Origin of the sequence: Acidovorax sp. M14 (genome assembly GCF_049331375.1) — a bacterium.
Taxonomy (GTDB): domain Bacteria; phylum Pseudomonadota; class Gammaproteobacteria; order Burkholderiales; family Burkholderiaceae_C; genus Acidovorax.
This window is the reverse complement of record NZ_CP186263.1, coordinates 1,210,683-1,234,432: the sequence shown is the minus strand read 5'-3', so window position 1 is coordinate 1,234,432 and position 23,750 is coordinate 1,210,683. Positions and strand designations below refer to the sequence as shown.

Genomic DNA, 23,750 nt, shown 5'->3' with positions numbered 1-23,750 from the left:
CCGCCTGCCCGCTGCCGAAAACCCGCCACCGCCCGCGTGGCCCGCCCCCTGTCCGCCACGGCTGCCAGGGGGTTTTGGCTTTAGAGCCTGTTCAAAGTCTTTTTGGAGATCGCATTGGAGTGCAATCGGGAGGAGTGGATGCGTCGGGTGCGCCGCATGGGTTCGTGCCCATGCAAGCAGCCGGGGCGCCAAAACTCCAAGTTCATCGGCCCGATTTCACTCCCACCTTCGGGCAAGTGCCTTGCCGGGCGGTCTGCGGCGGAGCAAAGCTTGCCGATAGCACGGGCTATCGGCAGCGCACCGCGCCTTGCATCCCATCCCGGCAAGGGACTTGTGCGACTCCAAAAAGACTTTGAACAGGCTCTTATGCTGCATCCGCATAAACCTGCATGCCAGCCGCCCACGCCATCGGGTACCCTTGTTTTCGCTTTCCGCCCAGGACTTCCAGGATTTCCGCATGACACAGAACATTTCCGCCGCCGAACAGGCCCTGCGCGACGCTGCGCGCGAATACCACCGCAACCCCACCCGGGGCAAGATTTCGGTCACGCCCACCAAGCCTTTGTCCAACCAGCGCGACCTGTCGCTGGCCTACTCGCCGGGCGTGGCCTATCCGTGCCTCGACATCGCTGCCGACCCCTCCAAGGCGTTTGACTTCACCTCGCGCGGCAACCTGGTTGCGGTGATCACCAACGGCACGGCGGTGCTGGGCCTGGGCGACATCGGCCCGTTGGCCAGCAAACCGGTGATGGAAGGCAAGGGCTGCCTGTTCAAGAAGTTTGCCGGTGTCGATGTGTTCGACATCGAACTGGCCGAGCGCGACCCCGACAAGCTCATCGAAATCATCGCCGCGCTGGAGCCCACGCTGGGCGGCATTAACCTCGAAGACATCAAGGCGCCCGAGTGCTTCTACATTGAGCGAGAGCTCAGCAAGCGCATGAACATCCCGGTGTTCCATGACGACCAGCACGGCACGGCCATCATCAGCAGCGCAGCGCTGCTCAACGGCCTGGAGCTGGTGGGCAAGCAGATCGATCAGGTCAAGATTGCCGTGTCCGGCGCGGGCGCGGCAGCCATTGCCTGCCTCAACGTGATGGTGGGCCTGGGCGTCAAGCGCGAGAACATCTTTGTGTGCGACTCCAAGGGCGTGATCTACGAAGGCCGCCCTGGTGGCTACGACGAATCGAAAGCGGCCTACGCGCAAAAGACCGACGCCCGCACGCTGGCCGATGCGGTCAACGGCGCCGACGTGTTCCTGGGCTGCTCGGCCCCCGGCGTGCTGACGGCCGAGATGGTCAAGACCATGGCGCCGAAGCCCATCATCCTGGCCCTGGCCAACCCCGAGCCCGAAATCCGCCCCGAACTGGCCAAGGCCATCCGCCCCGACTGCATCATCGCCACCGGCCGCTCGGACTACCCGAACCAGGTCAACAACGTGCTGTGCTTCCCGTACATCTTCCGCGGCGCGCTGGACTGCGGCGCCACCAAGATCACCGAAGCCATGAAGCTGGCCTGCGTGCGCCAGATCGCCGACCTGGCCAAGGCCGACATCAGCGAAGAAGTGGCCAGCGCCTATGCGGGCAAAGAGCTGACCTTCGGCCCTGACTACCTGATCCCCACACCCTTCGACTCGCGCCTGATCCTCAAGATTGCGCCCGCCGTGGCCAAGGCCGCCGCCGAATCGGGCGTGGCCACGCGCCCCATCGAAGACATGGAGGCCTACAAGGAAACACTGTCGCGCTTTGTCTACCAGACCGGCATGCTGATGCGCCCCGTGATCAACGCGGCCAAGGCCCTGCCCGATGCGCAAAAGCGCGTGGCCTATGCCGACGGTGAAGACGAGCGCGCCCTGCGCGCCGCGCAGATGGCGATTGACGACAAGATCGCCCACCCCATCCTCATCGGCCGCCCCGCCGTGATTGCTGCGCGCATTGCCAAGGCCGGCCTGCGCATGCAGCTGGGCAAGGACGTGGAGGTGTGCAACCCTGAGGACGACCCCCGCTTCCGCCAGTACTGGGAGCACTACCACCAGCTCATGAAGCGCAACGGTGCCTCGCCCGAAGTCGCCAAGGCCGCCGTGCGCCGGTCCAACACCATCATCGCCTCGCTGATGGTCACGCTGGGCGATGCCGACGCCATGATCTGCGGCCTGGTGGGCACGTACGAGACGCACCTGGAGCGCATCCACAGCATCATCGGCCGCCAGGAAGGCGCCAACAACTACGCGGCCCTGAACGCGCTGATGACCAACCGGGGCACGCTGTTCATTGCCGACACCTATGTGAATGAAGACCCCACGGCCCAGCAGCTGGCCGACATCGCCTGGATGTCGGTGCAGGAAGTGCAGCGCTTTGGCATCCCGCCCAAGGTGGCCTTCCTGTCGCACTCCAGCTACGGCTCGTCCAAGCGCGCCTCGGCCCGCAAGATGCGCGAGGCGCGCGACCTGTTCGTGGCGGCGCACCCCGAGATCGAGTGCGACGGCGAGCTGCACGGCGACGCCGCGCTGGAGCCGAACATCCGCAACGCCTACATGGCGGATTCGACCCTGACGGACTCGGCCAACCTGCTGATCTGCCCCAATCTGGATGCCGCCAACATCCTCTACAACGTGCTCAAGACCACCACCAGCGGTGGCGTCACCGTGGGCCCCATCCTGATGGGCGCCGCTGCCACGGCCTACATCCTGACCCCGGCTGCCACCGTGCGCCGCGTGCTCAACATGACGGCCCTGGCCGTGGCCAGCGCTGCCACCCGGCCACGCTGAAAGTGCCGTGCCGGCCTTGCGCTGGTCGGCCTGCACACCGAGTCAACGGGGCCCCTGGGCCCCGTTTTTTTGTGCGTGCGAGAACCCCTTGCACCGCACTCGCACCATTTCGGGAAACCCAGCATGCTGGTATGCACCACTTCGGTGAACAATGGGGCACGGCAAAACACCCGCATCCGCAAACCGGGCATCGTTTTTGCTGACTGCAGGTGCATGGCCCCTGGATGGGGCCAACACCTTCCCTCACCGCATTTCCCCTTGCCCGACAGGAGCCCCGAATGAAAAAAAGACTGTTCATGCAAACCGCTGCCGCCCTGGCTCTGATCGGCAGCGCGTCGCTGGCCCAGGCACAGGCCACCACGCCCATCAAGTTCCAGCTGGACTGGCGTTTTGAAGGCCCAGCCGCGCTGTTCCTGCAACCCGTGGCCAAGGGCTACTTCAAGGCCGCAGGCCTGGACGTGACGGTGGATGCCGGCAACGGCTCCGGCGGTGCGGTGCAGCGCGTGGCATCGGGCACGTACGACATGGGTTTTGCCGACCTGGCCGCAGTGATGGAGTTCCACGCCAACAACCCCGACGCGCAGAACAAGCCCGTGGCGGTGATGGTGGTCTACAACAACACACCCGCCTCGGTCATGGCGCTGAAAAAGAGCGGCATCACCAAGCCCGCCGACCTGGCCGGCAAGAAGCTGGGCGCCCCCGTGTTTGACGCAGGCCGCCGCGCGTTCCCCATCTTCCAGAAGGCCAACGGCATCGGCGCCGTGACCTGGACCGCCATGGACCCGCCACTGCGCGAAACCATGCTGGTGCGCGGTGACGTGGACGCCATCACCGGCTTCACCTTCACCTCGCTGCTCAACCTGGAAGCCCGGGGCGCCAAGGCCGCCGATGTGGTGGTGCTGCCCTATGCCGACTTTGGTGTGAAGCTGTACGGCAACGTGATCATCGCCAGCCCCAAGCTCATCAAGGAGAACCCGGGCGCCATCAAGGCGTTCCTGTCAGCGTTCACCAAGGGCGCCAAGGAAGTCATAGCCAACCCCGCTGCGTCCATCGAATACGTGAAGGCGCGCGACGGCATCGTGAACGTGCCGCTCGAAACCCGCCGCCTGCAGCTGGCCATCGACACCGTGATCAACAGCCCCGACGCGCGCGCCGAGGGCTTTGGCCAGCTCAAGCCCGGCCGCCTCTCGCTGATGGCGTCGCAGGTGTCCGATGCGTTCAACACCAAGACCCGTGTGAACGCCGACGATGTGTGGAACGCCAGCTTCTTGCCCAGCGCTGCCGAGCTGAACATCCTGCCTAAGAAGTAATTACTATTAATTTGATAGCTGCAAGCGCATGATTGACTAGCGCTTGCGGCCATTCTGAGCATAAAAACTTCCATGCAGGCTGCTGACAACTATTTTGTGGACTTCCGGGACGTCTGGCTCGCCTACAACGACGAGCTGCGCGCCAAGAACCAGTTTGCGGTCGAAGCCATCGACCTGCAGGTGCGGCGCGGCGAGTTCATCGCCATCGTCGGCCCCTCGGGCTGTGGCAAGTCCACCTTCATGAAGCTGGCCACGGGGCTGAAGATGCCGTCGATGGGCAAGATCCTCATCGACGGGCAGCCGGTGACAGGGCCGCTGAAGGTGTCGGGCATGGCCTTCCAGGCGCCTTCGCTGCTGCCCTGGCGCACCACGGTGGACAACGTGCTGCTGCCGCTCGAAATCGTTGAGCCCTACCGCAGCCACTTCAAGCAAAAGCGCAAGGAGTACGAAGAACGCGCCCGCAAGCTGCTGCAAAAGGTGGGCCTCGCAGGCTACGAAGACAAGTTCCCCTGGCAGCTCTCGGGCGGCATGCAGCAGCGCGCCAGCATCTGCCGCGCGCTGATCCACGAGCCCAAGATGCTGCTGCTGGACGAGCCGTTTGGCGCGCTGGATGCCTTCACGCGCGAGGAGCTGTGGTGCATCCTGCGCGACCTGTGGACCGAGCAGCAGTTCAATGTGATCCTGGTCACGCACGACCTGCGCGAGTCGGTCTTCCTGGCCGACACGGTGTATGTGATGAGCAAGAGCCCCGGCCGGTTTGTGGTGCGCAAGGAGATCGAGCTGCCCCGCCCGCGCGACCTGGAAGTGACCTACACCAAGGAGTTCACCGACATCGTGCACGAGCTGCGCGGCCACATCGGTGCCCTGCGAAAAGCAGGCGCGCCCATCCAGCAATAAGAACAAAGAAAGCGCCTCATCCCTATGCACAAGAAAACCGTGGAGCGCTGGTCCCCCTGGATCCTGCTCGTCGCCACCATCCTGCTGTGGCAAATCATCTGCTCGGCCTTCAGCATCCCTGAATACCTGTTCCCCAGCCCCTGGGCCATTGGCGTGCAGCTGGTGGAGTTCAGCGGCGTCATCGCAGGCCATGCCTGGCGCACCTTCTGGGTCACCATGGCGGGCTTCGGCATCGCCATCGTCGTGGGGGTGCTGCTGGGCTTTGTGATCGGCAGCTCGCGCATCGCCTATGCCGCCGTGTACCCGCTGATGACGGCCTTCAACGCGCTGCCCAAGGCCGCCTTTGTGCCCATCCTGGTGGTGTGGTTCGGCATCGGCGTGGGCCCGGCCATCCTCACGGCGTTCCTCATCAGCTTCTTCCCCATCATGGTCAACATCGCCACGGGCCTCGCCACACTGGAGCCCGAGCTGGAAGACGTGCTGCGCGTGCTGGGCGCCAAGCGCTGGGACGTGCTGACCAAGGTGGGTCTGCCCCGCTCCATGCCGTACTTCTACGGCTCGCTCAAGGTGGCCATCACGCTGGCCTTTGTGGGCACCACCGTGTCGGAAATGACCGCGGCCAACGAAGGCATCGGCTACCTGCTGATCAGCGCAGGCTCGTCCATGCAGATGGGCCTGGCCTTTGCGGGCCTGATGGTCGTGGGCGCCATGGCCATGGTGATGTACGAGCTGTTCAGCTGGATCGAAAAGCGCACCACGGGCTGGGCGCACCGGGGTTCTCAAGGTGAATAACCCGACGGCGTTGAGCGAAGCCCAGGCAGCCACGCTGCTGCGCCGCGCCAACGCCGTGGCCCAGCGCGCCAAGGACATGGGCCGCCACCCTTTTGGCGCGCTGCTCGTTGCGCCCGATGGCGAAACCGTGCTGGCCGAGCAGGGCAACATCGACACGGTGAACCACGCCGAGAGCACGCTGGCGCGCACGGCGGCGGCCAACTACCCCGGCGCCTATCTGGCCCAGTGCACGCTGGTCACCACCTGAGAACGTGTTCGCCATCTCCCAGGGGTCGCGTTGGAGCGCAATCGGGATGAGTGGATGCCCTGGTTGCTTGCATGGGCTCGTGCCCATGTAAGCAACCGGGGCGTTCAATCGCCCGATTTCGCTCCAACCCTTCGGGCAGTGGTCTTTGCGGGTGGCCTGCGGCGTTGCGGCGCTTGCAAATAGCCGAGCTATTGGCAGCGCACCGCGCCTTGCATCCCATCCCGCAAAGACCGCTGCGCGACCCCTGGGAGATGGTGAACACGTTCTTGGACCCCTGCGCCATGTGCGCTGGCACCATCTACTGGGCGGGCATCGGCCGCGTGCTGTATGGCGCCGAAGAAACCGCCCTGCTCGCCCTGACGGGCGACCACCCCGAGAACCCCACACTGGCCCTGCCCTGCCGCACGGTATTTGCCAGCGGCCAGCGCCCCACCGAGGTACTGGGCCCGGTGCCCGCACTGCAGGACGAGATCACGGCCCTGCACCGCGATTTCTGGCAGTAATGGGCTCTGGCGCCTGTACATCAAGCGCAAGCAGCTCCTCTTTCAGTAGCAAAAGACACCACCAACGGGTGCCCCGGCACCCTGCCGCTATACTGCCCGCCCCGTTTGGACGACAGCAGGATCACACCGCATGCGCTTGACCATTCTTTTGCGCCTTCTGGCCCTTGGGGCCGCAGCAGGTCTGGCCGCATGCGGCGGCACCGCACCAACACAGCCAGCGGCGGGCGACGCCACACCGGTCACCGCGACCCCATCCACCACGCCCCCTATCCGCATCGGCATCGCCCTGGGCGGCGGCGCGGCCAAGGGCTTTGCGCACATTGGCGTGATCAAGATGCTGGAGGCCAATGGCTTGGCGCCCGCCGTGGTCTCGGGCACCAGCGCAGGCAGCGTGGTCGGCGCGCTTTATGCCAGCGGCATGAACGCCTTCGAGATGCAGGAAAAAGCCGTGGCGCTGGACGAAGCCAAGATCCGCGACCTGCAGTTGTCATCGGGCGGGCTCGTGCTGGGGCAGAAGCTGGAAGACTACGTGAACGAGCAGGTGCGCCGCAAACCGCTGGAGCAGATGGCCAAGCCCTTTGTCGTCGTCGCCACGCGGCTGGAAGACGGCGAGCGCACCGTGTTTGCGCGCGGCAACACCGGCCAGGCCGTGCGCGCATCGAGCAGCGTGCCGGGCGTGTTCCAGCCCGTCACCATCGGCAAGTACCACTTTGTGGATGGCGGCATCGTGAGCCCCGTGCCGGTGGATGCCGCACGCCAGCTGGGCGCCGACATCGTGATTGCGGTAGACATCTCCAACAAGGCCCGGGGCCAGACGCCGGGCAATATGCTGGGCGCGCTGAACCAGTCGATTGCCATCATGGGCCAGAAGCTGGGCCAGGCCGAACTGGCGCGGGCCGACGTGATCGTCCGCCCGCAGGTGCTGGACATTGGTGCTGCCGACTTCAGCCAGCGCGCCAATGCCATCGTGGAAGGCGAAAAGGCCGCACTGGCCGTGATGCCGCAGATCCGCGAACGTGTGGCCCAACTGCAGGCCGAACGCGCCAAGGCGGCGGCGCAGGCCCAGCAGAAGGCGGCCGAGGTGCAGTACCAGGCCTGCCTGGACAACCGCAGTCGGCTGCAAAAGCTGGCGGGCCTGGCTAAGCTGGACGACTCCTGCCCGGCGCCCAAGTAGCGCAGCAAACCAACGATTCCGGCGTAGTGCCCTTCGGGTAAAGTCAGCTGAGCTCCGGCACGCCAGCACAACCCTGCACCGACTTCACGCCCCCACTGCCCGCCCCACCATGTCTTCGCCGTTCTCCGCCGTCAAACCCAGCGCCAAGCTCTCCGACCAAGTGGCCAGCGCGCTGGAGGCCGAGATTCGCGCGGGCCGCATCCAGGCAGCGCAAAAGCTACCCACCGAAGCCGTGTTGGCGCAGCAGTTCCAGGTCAGCCGCACGGTGGTGCGCGAGGCCATCTCGCGCCTCAAGTCGTTGGGGCTGGTCGACTCGCGGCAGGGCAGCGGCGTGTATGTGCTGGCGCCGGGCATCGAACCGCTGCAGTTTGATGTGCCCCTTGCCGCATCGCGCGAGGCGGTGATGCAGATTGTGGAAGTGCGCCGCGCGCTAGAAGCCGAGGTGGCCGAACTGGCGGCCCTGCGCCGCAGCGAGGAAGACATCGCTGCCATCCGCGCCGCCATGCAGCACATTGCCGACGCCGTGCGCGCAGGCCGCGACGGGGTGGAAGAAGACGTGCTGTTCCACCGCGCCATCGCCCAGGCGGCGGGCAACCCGTTCATGATCAGCACGCTGGACTATCTGGCCCAGTTTCTCAAAGGCGCCACGCGCGTGACCCGCGCCAACGAGGCGCGGCGCACCGACTTTGCCGATGCGGTGACCCACGAGCACACCCACATCGTGCGCGCCATCGAGGCGGGCGACCCGGTGGCTGCACGCGCCGCCGCGGCGCAGCACATGAAGAACGCACTGGCCCGCATCGAGCAGGCCGACCTTTCGTTCTGGGCCCAGGACGGCGCGCGGCTGGCCCAGCCGCTGGTGGCGGCGTCCGCACCGCTGGTGTTCTGAGCTGCATCGGTGATGCCTGCGCGACGGGCTTAAACGCTTTGACGCTGGTGGCGTAGCGCGCATCCGAGCGAAGCTTGAGGTGTGGCGGCGGCTGGACTTGCCCCCTCCGCATTGTTGATTTGCTACATATTTAGTAGCTACTCAGGCACATTGCACTAGCGCTTGAGCACCAAAACGCCTCAAAAGTGCGTCACCCGCCCTCTGCACGCACGGGCACACGCGGGTTAACCCGTAGGAGTGCAGATCGCAATAATTTGTATGATAACCATATAAACACACCAAACCGGGTGCGCCCAGCCTTCCTCACCAGGCCGTTTTCAGCGGCCTCCATCTGGGCTTGCCCCCTTCCATCCCGGAGATACCCCGTTCATGTCCACCCTCGCACTTCTCGGCATCGGCGCCGGCAGCATTGGCCTGCTCCTGTTGCTCATCATCCGCTGGCAGGTCCACGCTTTCGTGGCGATGATGCTGGTGAGCTTTCTGGTGGCGTTTGCCACGGGCATGCCCATTGGCGACATCATCAGCACGCTGATTGCGGGCATGGGCGGCACGCTGGGGTCGGTGGCCATCCTGGTGGCGCTGGGCTCCATGCTGGGGCGCATGATCGAGGTGTCGGGCGGCGCGGCCAGCCTGGCCAACCGCTTCACACAGCTGCTGGGGCCTACACGGGTGCCCATGGCCCTCACGGCTGCAGCGCTGGTGCTGGCGATTCCGGTGTTTTTTGACGTGGGCTTCATCATCCTCGTGCCCATCGTCTACGGCTTTTGCAAGGCGGCGGGCGTGAACCCCATCAAGTTCGGCCTGCCCGTAGCGGGCATCATGCTGGCTGCGCACGTGGTGGTGCCACCGCACCCCGGCATCGTGGGCGGGGCAGCTATCGTCAAGGGCGACATTGGCTGGATCACCATCATTGGCCTGGCCATCTGCATCCCGCTGGCGGCGTTGTCTCAGGTCGTGGCGGGCTGGCTCAATCGCAAGGGCTACCCCATGCTGCCCACCACGGCTGAGCAGTTTGCCGCCTTTGGCAACAGCGAAGACAGCAAGACCAGCAAAGCAAGCGCCGCTCCAAGCGTCGGCACCATCATGGCGCTGATCCTCATCCCCCTGGCCCTCATCATGGCGGGCACCACTGGCGCCACGCTGCTGCCCAAGGGAGACAACCTGCGCAACCTGCTGGGCTTCATCGGCTCGCCCATCTTTGCACTGATGGTGGCCGTGGGCCTGGCGATGTTTCTGCTGGGCCGCAACCAGGGCTGGAACCGCGAGCGCACCAACGCCATCATGGAATCCGCCCTGCCCCCTGCTGCCACTGTGATTTTGGTGACGGGCGCAGGCGGCGTGTTTGCCAAGGTGCTCACGGCCAGCGGCATTGGCGCTGCGCTGTCGCAAAGCCTCACCGCTACCCATCTGCCGCTCATCCTGCTGGCGTTCATCATCTCTCTGGCCCTGCGCGCTGCCCAAGGCTCGGCCACCGTGGCCATCATCACCACCTGCGGGCTGCTGGCCGATGCGATGGCGGGTGGCGGGTATTCCCCCTTGCAAGTGGCGCTGCTCACGGTTGCCATTGGCTTTGGCAGCCTGGGCCTGTCGCACGTCAACGATTCGGGCTTCTGGATCGTGACCCGCTACCTGGGCTTGAGCGTGGGCGATGGCCTGCGCACCTGGACCGTGCTGACCACCGTGCTGGGCCTTGCGGGCTTTGCCCTGACTGCCCTACTGTGGGTGGCCGTTGCCTGATTTTTCCTCTTTGCTCTAGAAAGACACCACTATGACCCAACCCACCGTCGGCATCATCGGCCTGGGCGCCATGGGCGTTGGCATTGCCAAGACCCTGCGCAACAACGGTTTCACCATCCACGTGTGCGACGTGCGCCCCGGCGTGGCCGATGCCTTTGTGGCCGACGGCGGCACGGCACACGCCACCACCGCTGCATTGGCAGCGGTGAGTGATGTGGTGGTGTCGGTGGTGGTCAACGCCGCGCAGACCGAGAGCGTGCTGTTTGGCGACGATGGCCAAAGCGGCGCAGCCAGCACCATGCGCCCCGGCAGCACCTTTGTGATGTGCTCCACGGTGGACCCAAACTGGTCGGTGGCACTGGAAGCGCGCCTGAACGCCCTGGGCCTGCACTATGTGGACGCGCCCATCTCCGGCGGCGCCGCCAAGGCCGCATCGGGCCAGATGACCATGATGACCTCGGCCAAGCCCGAGGCCTATGCTGCAGCGGGCGCCGTGCTCGACGGCATGGCTGGCAAGGTGTACCGCCTGGGCGAAAAGGCGGGCGCGGGCAGCAAGGTCAAGATCATCAACCAGCTGCTGGCCGGTGTGCACATTGCCGTGGCCGCCGAAGCCATGGCCCTGGGCCTGCGCGAAGGCGTGGAGGCCAGCGCCTTGTATGAAGTGATCACGAACAGCGCGGGCAACAGCTGGATGTTTGAAAACCGCATGGCCCACGTGCTGGCGGGCGACTACACGCCGCTGTCGGCCGTCGATATCTTCGTGAAGGACCTGGGCCTGGTGCTGGACACCGCCCGTGCCAGCAAATTCCCCCTGCCGCTGGCGGCCACCGCACACCAGATGTTCATGCAGGCATCGACCGCAGGCTTTGCCAAGGAAGATGACAGCGCTGTGATCAAGATCTTCCCGGGCATCACTCTGCCCGAAGGGAAGGTCAAGGCATGACACGCGCACGTGCATTGCTGGGCTGCATTGCCGACGACTTCACCGGCGCGACCGACTTGGCCAACAACCTGGTGCGCGCCGGCATGCGCGTGGTGCAAGCCATGGGCGTTCCCAAGGCGCCGTTGGATACCGAGGCAGATGCCATCGTGGTCGCACTCAAGTCGCGCACCATTCCAAAAGACGAAGCGATTGCCCAGTCGCTTGAGGCGCTGAAGTGGCTGCAGGCGCAAGGTGCCGAGCAGATCTACTTCAAATACTGCTCCACCTTTGACAGCACAGCCGCAGGCAACATCGGCCCCGTGACCGATGCGCTGATGCAGGCCCTGGGCACCGACTTCACCATCGCCACGCCCGCATTTCCCGACAACAAGCGCACCGTGTTCAAGGGCTACCTGTTTGTGGGAGATGTGCTGTTGAACGAGAGCGGCATGCAGAACCACCCGCTCACGCCCATGACCGACCCCAACCTGGTGCGCGTGCTGCAGGCGCAGACCGAGAGCCGCGTGGGCCTGATCGACCACAGCGTGGTCGCACAGGGCGAGGCCGCTATCCGCGCGTGCATCGACCAACTGAAGGCCGAAGGCGTGCGCATGGCCGTGGTGGATGCGGTATCGAACGCCGACCTGCTGCGCCTGGGCCCTGCCCTCAAGGGCATGCCGCTGGTGACTGCAGGCTCGGGCGTGGCCATTGGCCTGCCGGGCAACTTTGGCGTGACGCCCAGCAACGAGGCCGCCCGCCTGCCCGCCGCGCAAGGGCTGCAGGCCATCGTGTCGGGCAGCTGCTCGGTGGCCACCAACCAGCAGGTGATGGACTTCATCAAGGCAGGCAAGCCTGCTCTCGCCATCGACCCGCTGCGCATTGCGGCAGGCGTGGACGTGGCCGCCGAAGCGTTGGCCTGGGCCGAAGGCCACATTGGCAACGGCCCGGTGCTGGTGTATTCCACCGCCGAGCCTTCGGCAGTGCGTGCCATTCAAGGCAAGCTGGGCTCCGAAAAAGCCGGTGCCATGGTGGAAGACACCATTGCCGCCATTGCACGCGGCCTGGTGCAGCGCGGTGTGCGCCAGCTCATCGTGGCGGGTGGCGAAACCTCGGGTGCCTGTGTGCAGGCCCTGGGCGTCACGCAAATGCGCATTGGCGCGCAGATCGACCCCGGCGTGCCGTGGTGCCATGCCGTGGCCCCGGACGCGAAGGACGGGCTGCACATCACACTGAAGTCGGGAAATTTCGGCAGCACCGACTTCTTCACCAAGGCTTTTGCACAATTGCAGGCATGACTTCTAGCCCCGCCTTCATGGATGAGTCTCAAGCCCGCGACGAAATCTGCCGCGTGGGCCGCAGCCTGTTCGAGCGGGGCTATGTGCATGCCACCGCAGGCAACATCAGCGTGCGCCTGGCCGACGGTTACCTCATCACCCCTACCGACGCCTGCCTGGGCACCCTGCAGCCCGAGCGGCTGGCGCGCCTGGACGCCCAGGGTGAGCAGGTGGCGGGCGACCGGGCCAGCAAGACCATTGCGCTGCACCGGCAGATTTACGCGGCGTCGGCATCGACAGCCTCACCCGCGCGCTGCGTGATCCACACGCACAGCACGCACCTGGTGGGCTGCTCGCTGCAAGCCGACACGGCTGCAGGTGGCCAGCTGGCGCCCGATGCGCAATTGCTGCCCCCTATCACGCCCTACTTCGTCATGAAGGTAGGCCGCGTGCCGCACATCCCGTACCACCGCCCTGGTGATGCAGCAGCGGCCGCGCTGGTGGCGAAGACCATCACCCGCTATGCGGCGCAGCGCAAACCAGTGCGCGCCGTGATGCTGGCGCGCTTGGGCCCCAACGTGTGGCACGACACGCCTGCTGCCGCCATGGCCGTGTTGGAAGAGCTGGAAGAAACCGCGCGCCTGTGGATGCTGTGCCAGCCCCGCCCCACACCGCTGACCGAGCCCCAGATCGAAGAGCTGCGCCAGAGCTTTGGTGCCCACTGGTAACAGGCGCGCGGCGCACAAGGCGCGGGAATGAAAGAACACACACAAGGAGACAAACCATGACCCTTTCTTTCTGGCGCAAAGCCTTTGCCCCCACGCTGCTGGGCGTGCTGGCCACAGGCGGCGCATCGGCTGCGGACTACCCCGCCCCCAAGCATGGGGAATGGGTCGTCAAGGACTTCCGCTTCCACACGGGCCAGACCTTGCCCGAACTCAAGCTGGCCTACTCCACCGTGGGTGAGCCCACCGGAGAGCCCGTGCTGGTGCTGCATGGCACCAATGGCTCGGCAGAGAGCATGCTCACGCCAGGCTTTGCAGGCACGCTGTTTGGCCCCGGCCAGCCGCTGGATGCACGCAAGCACTTCATCATCCTGCCGGACGCCATCGGCACAGGCCGCTCCAGCAAGCCGTCGGACGGCCTGCGCGCTGCCTTTCCGGCCTACAACTACGACGACATGGTGCAGGCCCAGTACCGCCTACTGACCGAACACCTGGGCGTGCGCCATGTGCGCGCCATCATCGGCAACTCCATGGGCGGCATGCACACCTGGGTGTGGGCCCAGCGCTACCCCGACTTCATGGACATTGCCGTGCCCATGGCTTCGCTGCCCACCGCCATGTCGGGCCGCAACTGGATGATGCGCCGCCTGCTGGTCGATGCCATCCGCAGCGACCCCGAATGGCAAGGCGGCAACTACACCCGCCAGCCCCGCAGCCTGCAGTTTGCGTCGGTGTTCTTTGGCATGGGCACCAACGGCGGCAACCAGGGCCTGCAAAAGCTGGCCCCCAACCGCGCTGCGGCCGATGCGCTGGTGGAGCAGCGGCTCAAAGCCCCTTTCCGTGGCGATGCCAACGACCACATCTACCAGTGGGAAGCCTCACGCGACTACGACCCCGAGCCCGGGCTGGAACGCATCACCACGCGCGTGCTGGCCATCAACTCGGCAGACGATGAGCGCAACCCGCCCGAGCTGGGTGTGCTGGACAAAGCCATCGCCCGCATCCCGCACGCACAGGCCTACGTAATCCCTGCCAGCGCCGACACCCTCGGCCACAGCACGGTGGGCCTGGCGCGCTTTTACCAAGACCGGCTGGCGCAGGTGCTTACCAGCGCACCGCGCCGCTGATCCGTTTTTTTCAGAAAGCCTTTTTCATGCCCCGCTTTGCCGCCAACCTGTCCATGCTCTACAACGACGTGGACTTTCTCGACCGTTTTGCCGCCGCTGCCCGCGATGGATTCAAGGCGGTGGAGTACCTCTTCCCCTACGCCTACCCTGCGCAAGAACTGGCCACACGGCTGCAAGCCAACGGCCTGCAGCAGGTGCTGTTCAACGCGCCACCCGGTAACTGGGACGCGGGCGAGCGCGGGCTGGCCTGCCTGCCCGGGCGTGAGGCCGAGTTCCGCGAAGGCATGGCCAAGGCGGTTGAATACGCCCAGGCGCTGCAATGCCCCCGCATCCACGTGATGGCCGGGCTGGTGCCCCAAGGGGCAGACGCCGCCGCCGTGCGCGCCACCTACATCGCCAACGTGCGCTACGCCGCCGAACAAGCTGCGCCCGATGGCATCCAGATCCTGCTGGAGCCCATCAATGGCCGAGACATGCCCGGCTTCTTCCTGAGCCGCCAGGACCAGGCCCATGCGCTGATCGCCGAGATCGGTGCCACCAATGTGAAGGTGCAGATGGACCTGTACCACTGCCAGATCGTGGAAGGCGACCTGGCCATGAAGGTGCGCCAATACCTGCCCACCGGCAACGTCGGCCACTTCCAGATTGCTGGTGTGCCCGAGCGCCACGAGCCCGATGTGGGCGAAATCAACTACACGTACCTGTTCAAGCTGCTGGACAGCCTGGGCTACGACGGCTGGATTGGCTGCGAATACCGCCCCGCGCGCGGTGCAGCCGCCCACGCCACCAGCGACGGGCTGGGCTGGCTCAAGCCCTGGCTGTAAAAACCTACCCCGCACCACAGTTGCCGCTGCACGCCAGACGCTGGTGCAGCGCGCACCATGGTGTGGCGCGCAAGGGTGTTCGGGTATAGCCCACACGATGGGATCGCATGGCACAGATCCTGCAGATACGCCGGTGCCAAGAGTAGAAGCGTTCAGCGGCCACCGCCCGGAAATTGCTCTTGAAGCATGCAATGGACTGACGCCACCACGGGCGCGCAGGACTGTGCGTCTTCAGGAGGCCGGTGCCCCCACCTTGCAGCCCCAGCGCCCTATCGGTTGATTGCATGCACCCCGTCCGGAGGGGTGTGAAGCCTGGCTTTTCACTCCCCCGTGGTTATCCGCCAACGACCAGGAGTGCTCCACGATGCAACGCCGTTCCCTCATCCGCGCCACTGGCGCCGCCGCCCTGCTGTCTGCCGCACCGTTTGTGCGCGCCCAGGGCAATCTGCAAAAGTTCAAGTTCAACCTGGGCTGGAAGGTTGAGGCCTCGGGCGCGGGCTTTTTGCTGGCGCAGCAGCGCGGCTACTACAAGGATGCGGGCCTGGACGTCACCATCGACACCGGCAACGGGTCTGCATCGGCCATCAGCCTGGTGGCGGGCGGTGCGTATGACGTGGCGTCGGCCGACCTCTCGACCATGATCGAGTTCAACACCGCCAACCCACAATCCAAACTGGCGGCGGTCGCCATCCAGTACGACCTGAACCCCAACTCGGTCATGGTGCGCAAGGACGGCGCCATCAAGAAGCCCGCCGACCTGGCGGGCAAGACCATTTTGGGCCAGCCCTTCAATGCCTCGCGCAAGCTCTTTCCTGCCTTTGCCAAGACACAGGGCTTTGATGGCAGCGGCGTGAAATGGGAGAACGTGGCGCCCGACATTGGCGACACGCGCTTTGTGAAAGGTGACTTTGACGCAGCAGCGTACTTCTTCTTCACCGGTCTGCTCAACCTGAAGGCGCGGGGCCTGACGCCGGATCAGATCACGGTGTTCCGCTTCTCGGACTATGGCCTCAAGTCCTACGGCAACGGGCTGATCGCCAACGCCAAGAGCATGCAGGACAACCCGGACGCCATGAAGGCCTTCGTCAAGGCCACCACACGCGGCTGGGTCGATGCGATTGCCGACCCGCGCGCCGGCGCTGCCGCCATCAAGGCCCGCGAGCCCCTGGCCCATGAGGAGATCGAGTTCGAACGCCTGCAGCTCATCGTGGACGGCACCATGAAGACCGCCGAGACACGCACCAACGGCTGGGGCGCTGCCACCCCTGCGCGCCTGCAGGCCACCATCGATGAGACCGTGGCCGCCTTCGGCCTCAAGAGCAGCCTGGCGGTGGCCGACATCTGGACTGACCGCTTCCTGCCCGCAGCCGCCGACCGCAAGCTCAAGGCGTGAATAGGGGAAAGCCATGGGCATCCCCCTCATCGACCTCAGCGGCGCCCTGCAGCCAGGCGCGCCGCGCAGCCCTGCCGTGATGGCTGTGGCCGACCAACTGCGCCAGGCCTGCATGGGCGCAGGGTTCTTCTACGTGCGCGACCACGGGGTGCCGCTGGACGTCATTGCACGCCAGTTTGAATTGGCGCAGCAGTTCTTCGACCTGCCGCTGGCATCCAAGGAAGCGATTTCGCTGCACCACTCACCCGCCATGCGGGGCTACGAAAGCCTGGGCGGGCAGACCCTGGACGCAAATGCGCGCCCGGACCTCAAAGAGAGCTTCTACTGCGGGCTGGACTACGCTGCCGAACATCCGTACGTGCAGCGTGGCTACCACTCCTACGGCAGCAACCAGTGGCCGGAGGGGTTGCCCGAGCTGGCCACCCAGAGCCACACCTACATCGCCGCCATGCGGCAACTGGCCATGCGGCTGATGCAGCTGCTGGCACTCTCGCTCGACCTGCCCGAGGACTACTTCGACCACACGCACCAGAGCCCCATGCTCACGCTGCGGCTGCTGCGCTACCCGCCGCATCCTGAAAGCGCCGATGCACTCACCTTTGGCGCAGGCGAGCACACGGACTGGGGTGCCATCACCCTGCTGGCCCAGGATCACCATGGCGGCCTGGAGGTGAAACTGCCCACCGGCGAATGGGTGGCCGCCACACCCATCGAGGGCGCGCTGGTAGTGAACCTGGGCGACATGATTCCGCGCTGGACCAACGGGCTGTACCGGTCCAACCCGCACCGCGTGCGCAACGTGCACAGCGGGGGCGCACCGCGCCACTCCATTCCGTTTTTCTACACGCCCGACTACGAGGCCCAGGTGATCCCCGTCCCCACCTGTGTGCCTGCCGGTGAGTCGCCGCGCTTTGCACCCTGCACCGTGGGCGAGCACTTGCAGGCCATGTACCGCAAGACCTATGGCCTGGGTCAGACCACCACATCCACCACCCCGGCCAGCGCGGCGGTGATGGCATGAGGCTCTGGTTCAACCTGTTGTGCCAGGACATCGAGGCACAACTGCAGTTCTATCAAGCCCTGCTGCAGTTGCCCGAGGCGCCGGGGACCCGCTCGGCCATCTACCGGGCGGTGGAGACCGAGCACTTCCAGCTCGGCTTCAACGCCCCCGAGGCCTATGCCCTACTGGGCCTGGCTGACCGGCAGCCCGGTGCCACCTTGCCGTCACCACGCAGCGTGACAGGCTACGCCACCTTCATGCTGGACATGCCAGATGCCGTGGACGCTGCCAGCGAGAAGGCAAAAGCTCTGGGCGGGCAAATCATCAAGCCACCCTACGCCACCTACTACGGTCAATGGCAGGCGGTGCTGGCGGACCCGGAGGACAACGTGTTCCGGGTGAGCGCTGTGGGCGTGCCCCGCAACGTTGCTTGAGCCGCCCCTACCCGGTAAGGCCAACAACGGCAGTGCCCGCCAAAGCATGAGCGGGGTGAACCAACGCCCACCCCTGCGCCATCCATCGCGCCTCAATAGGCCTTGAAGTTGGCCGCCACCCGCTGGTTCAGGTAGTCGCCAGCGGCAATCGCGGGGTACTTCTTGCCCGGCCCTTCGATGATGGCGTCGCGGTTGGCCTGCGCAAAGAAGGCGATGCTGTAGCGTGGCCCCATGTACTCGCCGGGCAGCGGGTTCTTCACGCGGTGGAAGTTACTGGGCAACTGGTCGTCGCTCCAGCGCATCAGCATGTCGCCGATGTTGCAGGTGATGGCCTGCTCGTCGGGCTCTACGGACGTCCAGGCCTGGGTGTCCATCTCCTTGCCCGGGCACACCTGCAGGCCGCCCTGGCCCTGGCGCTGAAAGAGCAGGGTCAGGCAATCAAAGTCGGTATGCGCCCCGGCGCGCCACAGGCCCAGGTGGGCTTGCTGCTCGGGCGGGGTCGCAAAGTAGTGCAGCAGGCGCAAGGTGCTTTGGTAGCTGGCCTGCGCAGGGTCGTGCGCGCGGGCAAAGAAGGCCTCGTCAAACCCCAGCTTCCACGCAAAGCACGACAGCACCTGCATGGCCACCTGCCAGCACTGGCCTTCGAAGGCGAGCATGGTGGACTGAAAGCCCGCCAGCTCCTCGTCGGTGGGCCACAGGCCCGCCATGTGTGGGCGGGTGATCTGGTACGACTCCTTCTGGTCTGGTGTGCCGGTGGAGGGGCGCACCTGCGCGCGGCTCTCCCAGCCCACATTCAGCGCTTTCTTGAGCGGGTACTGCGCCTTCACGGCGTCGGGCAGCGCAAAGAAGCGCTCGGTCATTGCAAAGGCGTTGTGCACCTCGGCCAGGTCAATGCCGTGGTTCACGATCTGGAAAAAGCCAACATCGACGGCGGCGTCCCACAGCTGGTCGGCAACCTCGGTCTTGCGCCGCGCAAAGTCGCTGAGGTCGATACGGCGGATTTCGCGGCTCGCGGTTTCCGAGCCCATCGCGCCCATGCGCGTTTCTTTTTGCAGCTCGGCGAGGTCGTAGGTGGCGGTGGTGGTCATGCAGTTCTCCTGAAGACAAGTGGAAGGAAGAAAGGCCCTCCCGCTGGGTGCTTCAAGAGTGGATGGCACCGCCCGCGGCGGCCGTCCTTTCAACCCTTGAAGCCACGGTGTGCAAACGCACACCGCTGTGCGCACAGCGGGCTTCAAGAGCAATTTCCGACTGGCATCGCCCCGTGCAGGATGGCACAGGGGGGGCAACGCAGTGAACGCTTCTACTCTTGCCAAAAGCGATGCAAGAAGAATGCCCACGGCGCCTTGCTTGTGTATCCACGCAGGTTGAGAGCGCTTGTGCACAGCGCATCAAAAGCCATGCATACATGTCACTGATTGTGATTGGCATGCCAAATGCATAGCGCCCTGCACCACAACGGCGGGCATGCAGACAGTCCGGCGTTGCACAACGACAGCAACCCACCCACCATCGACGGAGACACCCACACCATGCACGCGCTCATGTCTGCACCCCCGGCCAGCTTTGACGACCCCACCCCCATCAACGACACCGACGGCACCTACCTGCGCCAGGCCATCGCGTGGTCGTGCACGGCCCGCGCGCGCGGCAACCGCCCGTTTGGTGCCGTGGTCATCAGTGCCGAAGGGCGGCTGCTGGCCGAGGCCTACTGCAACACCACCGAGACCGGCGACTGCACCGGCCATGCCGAGACCAATGCCGTGCGCCAGCTCAGTCCGCGCGTGGGGCGCGATGCCCTGGCCAAGGCCACGCTGTATTCGTCGGCCGAGCCCTGCGTGATGTGTGCGGGCGCCATCTTCTGGTCGGGCATCGGGCGCGTGGTGTTTGGCATTGACGCCGAGCGCCTGCGCGTCTTCCGGGGCGAGCGGGCCGAGCAGCGCGATGCGGAGCTGTCGTGCCGTGACGTGTTTGCCGCCTCCCCCCACGCTATCGAATGTATCGGTCCGGCGCTGATCGAAGAAGCCAGCGCGCCCCATATCGGGTTCTGGAAAGTCTGACCCGTTGCTGCGCGGGCAGAATCTGCAGCGCGCACTCTGCCATCCCACGTCCCCCATGCCTCGCACCAAAGCCATGACCGAATCCGAAGCCGAAGCCGCCTCCGGCGCGCTGCTCAGCCGCGCCAAGCAGGGGCGCGAACGCATCCTGGGTGCCATCCGCGACGCGGCCATTGCCGAGTTCAGTCGCCATGGGTTCAAGGGGGCATCCACCAAGGCCATTGCCGAGCGCGCGGGCCTGACCAAGCCCCAGCTGCACTACTACATCAGCAGCAAGGAAGAGCTGTATGAAGAGCTGCTGTACTCGGTGCTCAACGGCTGGTCGGGGGCCTTCATTTTTGACAGCAACAGCGACGATCCCAAGAAGGTGTTGAGCAGCTACGTGCGCAAGAAGCTCGACTACGCGCTGGACAACCCGGGCCTGTCGCGCATCTTCACCACCGAGGTGCTGGGCGGTGGGCGCAACCTGGGCAAATACTGGCCCGTGGCCGTCAAGTCCACCCAGCAGAAGGTGGACCTCATCAACCGCTGGATCGCCGAAGGCCGCATGCGCGCCGTCAACCCCACACTGCTGCTCATGCAGATCTGGGGCATGACGCAGCACTACGCCGACTACGGCGTGCAGGTGCACATCATGCTGGGCCTGGCGCCCGATGAACCCATCGACCGCGAGCCCATCGTGCACGAACTCACCAGCTTTGTGCTGCTGGGCTGCGGCCTCGCACCAGACTAAAGCCCCATGCCCATTTCTGGGCATGGTCTGCGCGCCAGAGGGCCTGCGGGGCGTGATGCGCACCAGCAAGCGGCGCAAATCGGTCGCAACAAGGCCACGTTGATCCACCACAAAGACGTTTGACGGGTTCTTGTGGCTGGCACAGCCTTTGCAATAGTTTGACCAATCGATCAAATCACATGGTCAAACAATGCAGACAGCCCCTGACACCGCCAGCGCCACCCGCACAGAACACACGTTCGAGCTGATCCTGCAGCGCAGCCAGATGCGCTTGCCTGTGGACCCCGGCGAGAGCATGGCCGACGTGCTGCAGCTCGCAGGCGTGCCGCTGGAAACCCTGTGCGAGCAGGGCGTGTGCGGCACCTGCGTGACCCGCTGGCTGGACGGCGAACCCGACCACCGCGACAGCTGCCTGAGCGCCGCAGAGCAAGCCACCCACCTCGCCGTGTGCTGCGCACGCAGCCACAGCGCCACGCTCACCCTGGACATCTAGGTCCATCCCACGCACCCGAAGGACACCCGCCATGCGCATCCTCGTGATTTATTGCCACCCCGTAGAAACCAGCTACAACGCCGCACTGCACACCGAGGTGGTGCAGCAGCTGCGCGGCGCGGGCCATGAGGTGGACGACTGCGACCTGTACGCCGAGGGCTTCAACCCCGTGATGACCCGCGAGGAGCGCCTGGGCTACCACGAGGTGCCCAGCAACCAGTTGCCCGTGCAGGGCTATGTGGACCGCTTGCTCTGGGCCGAGGCGGTGGTGTTCTGCTTTCCCACCTGGTGCTTTGGCATGCCGGCGATGCTCAAAGGTTTTTTTGACCGCGTGCTCATGCCCGGCGTGGCCTTTGACATCAGCGACCCGCACAACGTCAAGCCCTCACTCACGCACATCAAGCGCATCTCCGCCGTGGTCACCTACGGCCGCCCCCGCTGGACGGCCCTGTTCATGGGCGACCCACCGCGCAAGTCCATCACACGCTACATGCGCCTGCTCACTGGCGGCAAGGCGCGGGTGGACTACCACGCCTACTACCACATGAACGTGGCCACCCCACCCCGGCTGGCAGCCTTCAAGGCCCGTGTGGGCCAGGCCATGGCGCGCTTTGCATAAGACCAATTTCTAAGGGCAACGGCATGCACGCATCCAGCACTCCCGACCACATCCTGCGCGCAAGGTTGCCGCGCTGGCTGCTGCCTTCCGCATGGCCGCAGCAGGGCCACCACCCCGTACTGGCCGACCTGCACCTGGCCCAAGGCCGCATCGTGCAGGTGCTGCCCCATGGCACCCAGCCAGCGCCCCACGGCACGGTGTGGGACGTAGCAGGCGCACTGGTGCTGCCCGGCTTGGTGGATGCGCACACCCACCTGGACAAGGCCTTCACCCTGCCCCGCATGGGCGTGGTCCAGCCCGGCCTGCTGGGCGCCATCGAGGCCATGATGGTGGACCGGCAAAGCTGGACCGAAGCCGACATCCACGCCCGCGCCAGCCGCGCGCTGCAATGGGCCTATGACGCGGGCACCGTGCACCTGCGCACCCACTGCGACTGGTGGGAGCCCGACGCACAGCCACTGGCCTGGAACGTGTTGCGCGCACTGGCCCATGACTGGGCCGACCGCATCACGCTGGAGCGCGTAAGCCTGATCCCCTTGCATCTGTATAAGGACCGCAGCGCCGCCATGCAGCTTGCCGCCACCGTGGCCGCCAGCGGCCCTGGTGCCTTGCTGGGCGGCTTTGTGCATTCCACCAACTGGGACCCGCAGGCGCTGCGCCACCTGTTCGAAGCCGCACAACACCACGGCCTGAACGTGGACCTGCATGTGGACGAAGAGCTGCACCCCGGCGCCCAGGGCTTGGCGACCACCGCTGCACTGCTCAAGGATCTGCGCTTTGAAGGCCATGTGGTCTGCGGGCACACCTGCGCGCTGGCGGCACAGGACGAGGCCACCGCCCTCGCCACGCTCGACGCCGTCGCGCAAAGCCCCATCACCCTGGTCACGCTGCCCATCACCAACCTGCTGCTGCAGGACGCCACCACCGGCCGCACGCCGCGCCAGCGTGGCCTGACGCTGGTGAAGGAGGCCCGTGCACGCGGCATCCCGGTGCTGGTGGCCAGCGACAACGTGCAAGACCCGTTCTGCCCTGTGGGCAGCTTCGACCCGCTGGAGGCCTTGGCCACGGGCGTGCTGGCGGCGCAGCTGGAGGCACCCTTTGACCAATGGAGCGAATCCCTGTGCCGCACCGACTGGCTGCGCTCCGGCAGCACTGGCCCCACCGCGCTGCCGCTGCAGCCCGGTGCGGTGGCTGACCTGCTGGTCTTCACCCAGGCCGACCACTGGGGCTTTCCATCGCGCACACAAGGCGCGCAGGGCCGCGTGGTGCTGCGCCAGGGCCGCGTCGCCAGCGGCCACGCACCAGCCGCCTGGCATGTGCCCACCACCCAAACCGCAAGGAGCCTCGCATGAGCCCCGCATCCGCAATCGCACCGGCGCCCGGCATCGCCCAGCCCCTGGCCCGCTACGCCGCATGGCGCCGCGCAGGCGACTTCATCTACCTGAGCGGGATCATCGCCGTGGACCCTGCAGCCAGCCGCATCGTGCGCGGTTACGACGACATCCCGCATGAAGCCGCCACGCTGATTGGCCGCACGGGCGAGTTCAGCAGCGACATCAAAGAGGGCCCCATCCTCGCGCAGAGCTGGTACGTGCTCGACCGCATCCGCCAGACCATCGAGGCCGCAGGCGGCCAGATGTCCGACGTGTTCAAGCTGGTGCAGTACTTCAAGAACCTGGACCACTTCCCGCAGTACAGCCGCGTGCGCAAGCTGTTCTTCCCCGGCGAGCCGCCCGCATCCACCGTGGTGGAAGTGAGTGGCATGTTGCCCACGCCCGACATCCTCATCGAGGTGGAGGCCACGGCCTACCTCCCTTTGCGCTGACAACGCCTTCCTTC

General features: G+C 65.7%; 22 protein-coding genes and 2 pseudogenes. 23 read left to right on the top strand and 1 reads right to left on the bottom strand.

Going from position 1 to position 23,750, the window contains the following annotated elements; translation table 11 throughout:
- Window positions 1-457: 457 nt before the first annotated feature.
- The 17 genes and pseudogenes from ACOYR4_RS05825 (at window position 458) to ACOYR4_RS05745 (ending at window position 18,012) form a co-directional block, all read left to right on the top strand.
- Window positions 458-2,764 (top strand): NADP-dependent malic enzyme, encoded by a 2,307-nt coding sequence (locus ACOYR4_RS05825; RefSeq protein ID WP_422848922.1) that lies wholly within the window; start codon window positions 458-460, stop codon window positions 2,762-2,764.
- Between the two features lie 278 nt (window positions 2,765-3,042).
- Window positions 3,043-4,074, top strand: coding sequence for an ABC transporter substrate-binding protein (locus ACOYR4_RS05820; RefSeq protein WP_015012860.1), 1,032 nt, complete (start codon window positions 3,043-3,045; stop codon window positions 4,072-4,074).
- 72 nt (window positions 4,075-4,146) lie between these two features.
- Entirely contained in the window at window positions 4,147-4,971 is an 825-nt protein-coding gene (locus tag ACOYR4_RS05815; RefSeq protein WP_043566088.1) for an ABC transporter ATP-binding protein, read from the top strand.
- Window positions 4,972-4,995: 24 nt separating this feature from the next.
- Window positions 4,996-5,763: an ABC transporter permease gene (locus tag ACOYR4_RS05810; RefSeq protein WP_060986854.1), complete on the top strand. Its 768-nt coding sequence runs from the start codon at window positions 4,996-4,998 to the stop codon at window positions 5,761-5,763.
- A gap of 76 nt (window positions 5,764-5,839) precedes the next feature.
- Window positions 5,840-6,007 (top strand): annotated as a pseudogene (locus tag ACOYR4_RS05805) (nucleoside deaminase); the annotation flags it as partial.
- A 269-nt stretch (window positions 6,008-6,276) separates the two neighbouring features.
- Window positions 6,277-6,513, top strand: a pseudogene (locus tag ACOYR4_RS05800) (nucleoside deaminase); the annotation flags it as partial.
- 130 nt (window positions 6,514-6,643) lie between these two features.
- Entirely contained in the window at window positions 6,644-7,687 is a 1,044-nt protein-coding gene (locus ACOYR4_RS05795; RefSeq protein WP_309826076.1) for a patatin-like phospholipase family protein, read from the top strand.
- Between the two features lie 109 nt (window positions 7,688-7,796).
- Complete coding sequence (locus tag ACOYR4_RS05790) at window positions 7,797-8,576, top strand: FadR/GntR family transcriptional regulator (protein ID WP_116749138.1); 780 nt, start codon at window positions 7,797-7,799, stop codon at window positions 8,574-8,576.
- A 369-nt stretch (window positions 8,577-8,945) separates the two neighbouring features.
- Window positions 8,946-10,313, top strand: coding sequence for a GntP family transporter (locus ACOYR4_RS05785; RefSeq protein WP_422848921.1), 1,368 nt, complete (start codon window positions 8,946-8,948; stop codon window positions 10,311-10,313).
- A 31-nt stretch (window positions 10,314-10,344) separates the two neighbouring features.
- Window positions 10,345-11,256 (top strand): L-threonate dehydrogenase, encoded by a 912-nt coding sequence (ltnD, locus tag ACOYR4_RS05780; protein WP_422848920.1) that lies wholly within the window; start codon window positions 10,345-10,347, stop codon window positions 11,254-11,256.
- A complete protein-coding gene (otnK, locus tag ACOYR4_RS05775) occupies window positions 11,253-12,530 on the top strand; it encodes a 3-oxo-tetronate kinase (protein ID WP_422848919.1) in 1,278 nt (425 codons plus the stop codon). Before ltnD ends, otnK begins: the two co-directional genes overlap by 4 nt.
- A 17-nt stretch (window positions 12,531-12,547) precedes the next feature.
- Entirely contained in the window at window positions 12,548-13,237 is a 690-nt protein-coding gene (locus tag ACOYR4_RS05770; protein WP_422849628.1) for an aldolase, read from the top strand.
- A 56-nt stretch (window positions 13,238-13,293) separates the two neighbouring features.
- Window positions 13,294-14,361, top strand: coding sequence for an alpha/beta fold hydrolase (locus ACOYR4_RS05765; RefSeq protein WP_422848918.1), 1,068 nt, complete (start codon window positions 13,294-13,296; stop codon window positions 14,359-14,361).
- 26 nt (window positions 14,362-14,387) lie between these two features.
- On the top strand, window positions 14,388-15,185 hold the full coding sequence (gene otnI / locus ACOYR4_RS05760; protein WP_422848917.1) for a 2-oxo-tetronate isomerase: 798 nt from the start codon (window positions 14,388-14,390) through the stop codon (window positions 15,183-15,185).
- 364 nt (window positions 15,186-15,549) lie between these two features.
- The gene (locus tag ACOYR4_RS05755) at window positions 15,550-16,578 is read left to right on the top strand and encodes an ABC transporter substrate-binding protein (protein WP_422848916.1); all 1,029 of its coding nucleotides are present in this window, start codon (window positions 15,550-15,552) and stop codon (window positions 16,576-16,578) included.
- A 13-nt stretch (window positions 16,579-16,591) separates the two neighbouring features.
- Window positions 16,592-17,599, top strand: coding sequence for an isopenicillin N synthase family dioxygenase (locus tag ACOYR4_RS05750; RefSeq protein ID WP_422848915.1), 1,008 nt, complete (start codon window positions 16,592-16,594; stop codon window positions 17,597-17,599).
- Window positions 17,596-18,012 carry a VOC family protein gene (locus ACOYR4_RS05745; protein WP_422848914.1) on the top strand — a complete coding sequence of 139 codons (417 nt, stop codon included), beginning with the start codon at window positions 17,596-17,598 and terminating at the stop codon, window positions 18,010-18,012. The genes ACOYR4_RS05750 and ACOYR4_RS05745 overlap by 4 nt, the downstream gene beginning before the upstream one ends.
- A gap of 92 nt (window positions 18,013-18,104) precedes the next feature.
- Here the strand turns inward: ACOYR4_RS05745 and ACOYR4_RS05740 are convergent, their stop codons facing one another.
- Window positions 18,105-19,100: an isopenicillin N synthase family dioxygenase gene (locus ACOYR4_RS05740; RefSeq protein WP_422848913.1), complete on the bottom strand. Its 996-nt coding sequence runs from the start codon at window positions 19,098-19,100 to the stop codon at window positions 18,105-18,107.
- Window positions 19,101-19,553: 453 nt separating this feature from the next.
- Here ACOYR4_RS05740 and ACOYR4_RS05735 point away from each other — a divergent pair, with 453 nt between their 5' ends.
- The 6 genes from ACOYR4_RS05735 to ACOYR4_RS05710 all read left to right on the top strand — a co-directional run bounded on the left by ACOYR4_RS05735 (window position 19,554) and on the right by ACOYR4_RS05710 (window position 23,736).
- Window positions 19,554-20,069, top strand: coding sequence for a nucleoside deaminase (locus tag ACOYR4_RS05735; protein ID WP_422849627.1), 516 nt, complete (start codon window positions 19,554-19,556; stop codon window positions 20,067-20,069).
- Between the two features lie 73 nt (window positions 20,070-20,142).
- Window positions 20,143-20,799: a TetR family transcriptional regulator C-terminal domain-containing protein gene (locus tag ACOYR4_RS05730; RefSeq protein WP_422849626.1), complete on the top strand. Its 657-nt coding sequence runs from the start codon at window positions 20,143-20,145 to the stop codon at window positions 20,797-20,799.
- A 190-nt stretch (window positions 20,800-20,989) separates the two neighbouring features.
- Window positions 20,990-21,292, top strand: coding sequence for a 2Fe-2S iron-sulfur cluster-binding protein (locus tag ACOYR4_RS05725; RefSeq protein WP_422848912.1), 303 nt, complete (start codon window positions 20,990-20,992; stop codon window positions 21,290-21,292).
- 31 nt (window positions 21,293-21,323) lie between these two features.
- Window positions 21,324-21,911 (top strand): NAD(P)H-dependent oxidoreductase, encoded by a 588-nt coding sequence (locus ACOYR4_RS05720; protein ID WP_044398955.1) that lies wholly within the window; start codon window positions 21,324-21,326, stop codon window positions 21,909-21,911.
- A 23-nt stretch (window positions 21,912-21,934) separates the two neighbouring features.
- Window positions 21,935-23,263 (top strand): amidohydrolase family protein, encoded by a 1,329-nt coding sequence (locus ACOYR4_RS05715; RefSeq protein ID WP_422848911.1) that lies wholly within the window; start codon window positions 21,935-21,937, stop codon window positions 23,261-23,263.
- Window positions 23,260-23,736, top strand: a complete 477-nt coding sequence (locus ACOYR4_RS05710) for a RidA family protein (protein ID WP_422848910.1) — start codon at window positions 23,260-23,262, stop codon at window positions 23,734-23,736. The genes ACOYR4_RS05715 and ACOYR4_RS05710 overlap by 4 nt, the downstream gene beginning before the upstream one ends.
- The last annotated feature ends 14 nt before the right edge of the window (window positions 23,737-23,750 follow it).

Coding starts and splice junctions, on each gene's coding strand:
- ACOYR4_RS05825 (WP_422848922.1), top strand. CDS start 458: ATGACACAGAACATTTCCGCCGCCGAACAGGCCCTGCGCGACGCTGCG.
- ACOYR4_RS05820 (WP_015012860.1), top strand. CDS start 3,043: ATGAAAAAAAGACTGTTCATGCAAACCGCTGCCGCCCTGGCTCTGATC.
- ACOYR4_RS05815 (WP_043566088.1), top strand. CDS start 4,147: ATGCAGGCTGCTGACAACTATTTTGTGGACTTCCGGGACGTCTGGCTC.
- ACOYR4_RS05810 (WP_060986854.1), top strand. CDS start 4,996: ATGCACAAGAAAACCGTGGAGCGCTGGTCCCCCTGGATCCTGCTCGTC.
- ACOYR4_RS05795 (WP_309826076.1), top strand. CDS start 6,644: ATGCGCTTGACCATTCTTTTGCGCCTTCTGGCCCTTGGGGCCGCAGCA.
- ACOYR4_RS05790 (WP_116749138.1), top strand. CDS start 7,797: ATGTCTTCGCCGTTCTCCGCCGTCAAACCCAGCGCCAAGCTCTCCGAC.
- ACOYR4_RS05785 (WP_422848921.1), top strand. CDS start 8,946: ATGTCCACCCTCGCACTTCTCGGCATCGGCGCCGGCAGCATTGGCCTG.
- ltnD (WP_422848920.1), top strand. CDS start 10,345: ATGACCCAACCCACCGTCGGCATCATCGGCCTGGGCGCCATGGGCGTT.
- otnK (WP_422848919.1), top strand. CDS start 11,253: ATGACACGCGCACGTGCATTGCTGGGCTGCATTGCCGACGACTTCACC.
- ACOYR4_RS05770 (WP_422849628.1), top strand. CDS start 12,548: ATGGATGAGTCTCAAGCCCGCGACGAAATCTGCCGCGTGGGCCGCAGC.
- ACOYR4_RS05765 (WP_422848918.1), top strand. CDS start 13,294: ATGACCCTTTCTTTCTGGCGCAAAGCCTTTGCCCCCACGCTGCTGGGC.
- otnI (WP_422848917.1), top strand. CDS start 14,388: ATGCCCCGCTTTGCCGCCAACCTGTCCATGCTCTACAACGACGTGGAC.
- ACOYR4_RS05755 (WP_422848916.1), top strand. CDS start 15,550: ATGCAACGCCGTTCCCTCATCCGCGCCACTGGCGCCGCCGCCCTGCTG.
- ACOYR4_RS05750 (WP_422848915.1), top strand. CDS start 16,592: ATGGGCATCCCCCTCATCGACCTCAGCGGCGCCCTGCAGCCAGGCGCG.
- ACOYR4_RS05745 (WP_422848914.1), top strand. CDS start 17,596: ATGAGGCTCTGGTTCAACCTGTTGTGCCAGGACATCGAGGCACAACTG.
- ACOYR4_RS05740 (WP_422848913.1), bottom strand. CDS start 19,100: ATGACCACCACCGCCACCTACGACCTCGCCGAGCTGCAAAAAGAAACG.
- ACOYR4_RS05735 (WP_422849627.1), top strand. CDS start 19,554: ATGTCTGCACCCCCGGCCAGCTTTGACGACCCCACCCCCATCAACGAC.
- ACOYR4_RS05730 (WP_422849626.1), top strand. CDS start 20,143: ATGACCGAATCCGAAGCCGAAGCCGCCTCCGGCGCGCTGCTCAGCCGC.
- ACOYR4_RS05725 (WP_422848912.1), top strand. CDS start 20,990: ATGCAGACAGCCCCTGACACCGCCAGCGCCACCCGCACAGAACACACG.
- ACOYR4_RS05720 (WP_044398955.1), top strand. CDS start 21,324: ATGCGCATCCTCGTGATTTATTGCCACCCCGTAGAAACCAGCTACAAC.
- ACOYR4_RS05715 (WP_422848911.1), top strand. CDS start 21,935: ATGCACGCATCCAGCACTCCCGACCACATCCTGCGCGCAAGGTTGCCG.
- ACOYR4_RS05710 (WP_422848910.1), top strand. CDS start 23,260: ATGAGCCCCGCATCCGCAATCGCACCGGCGCCCGGCATCGCCCAGCCC.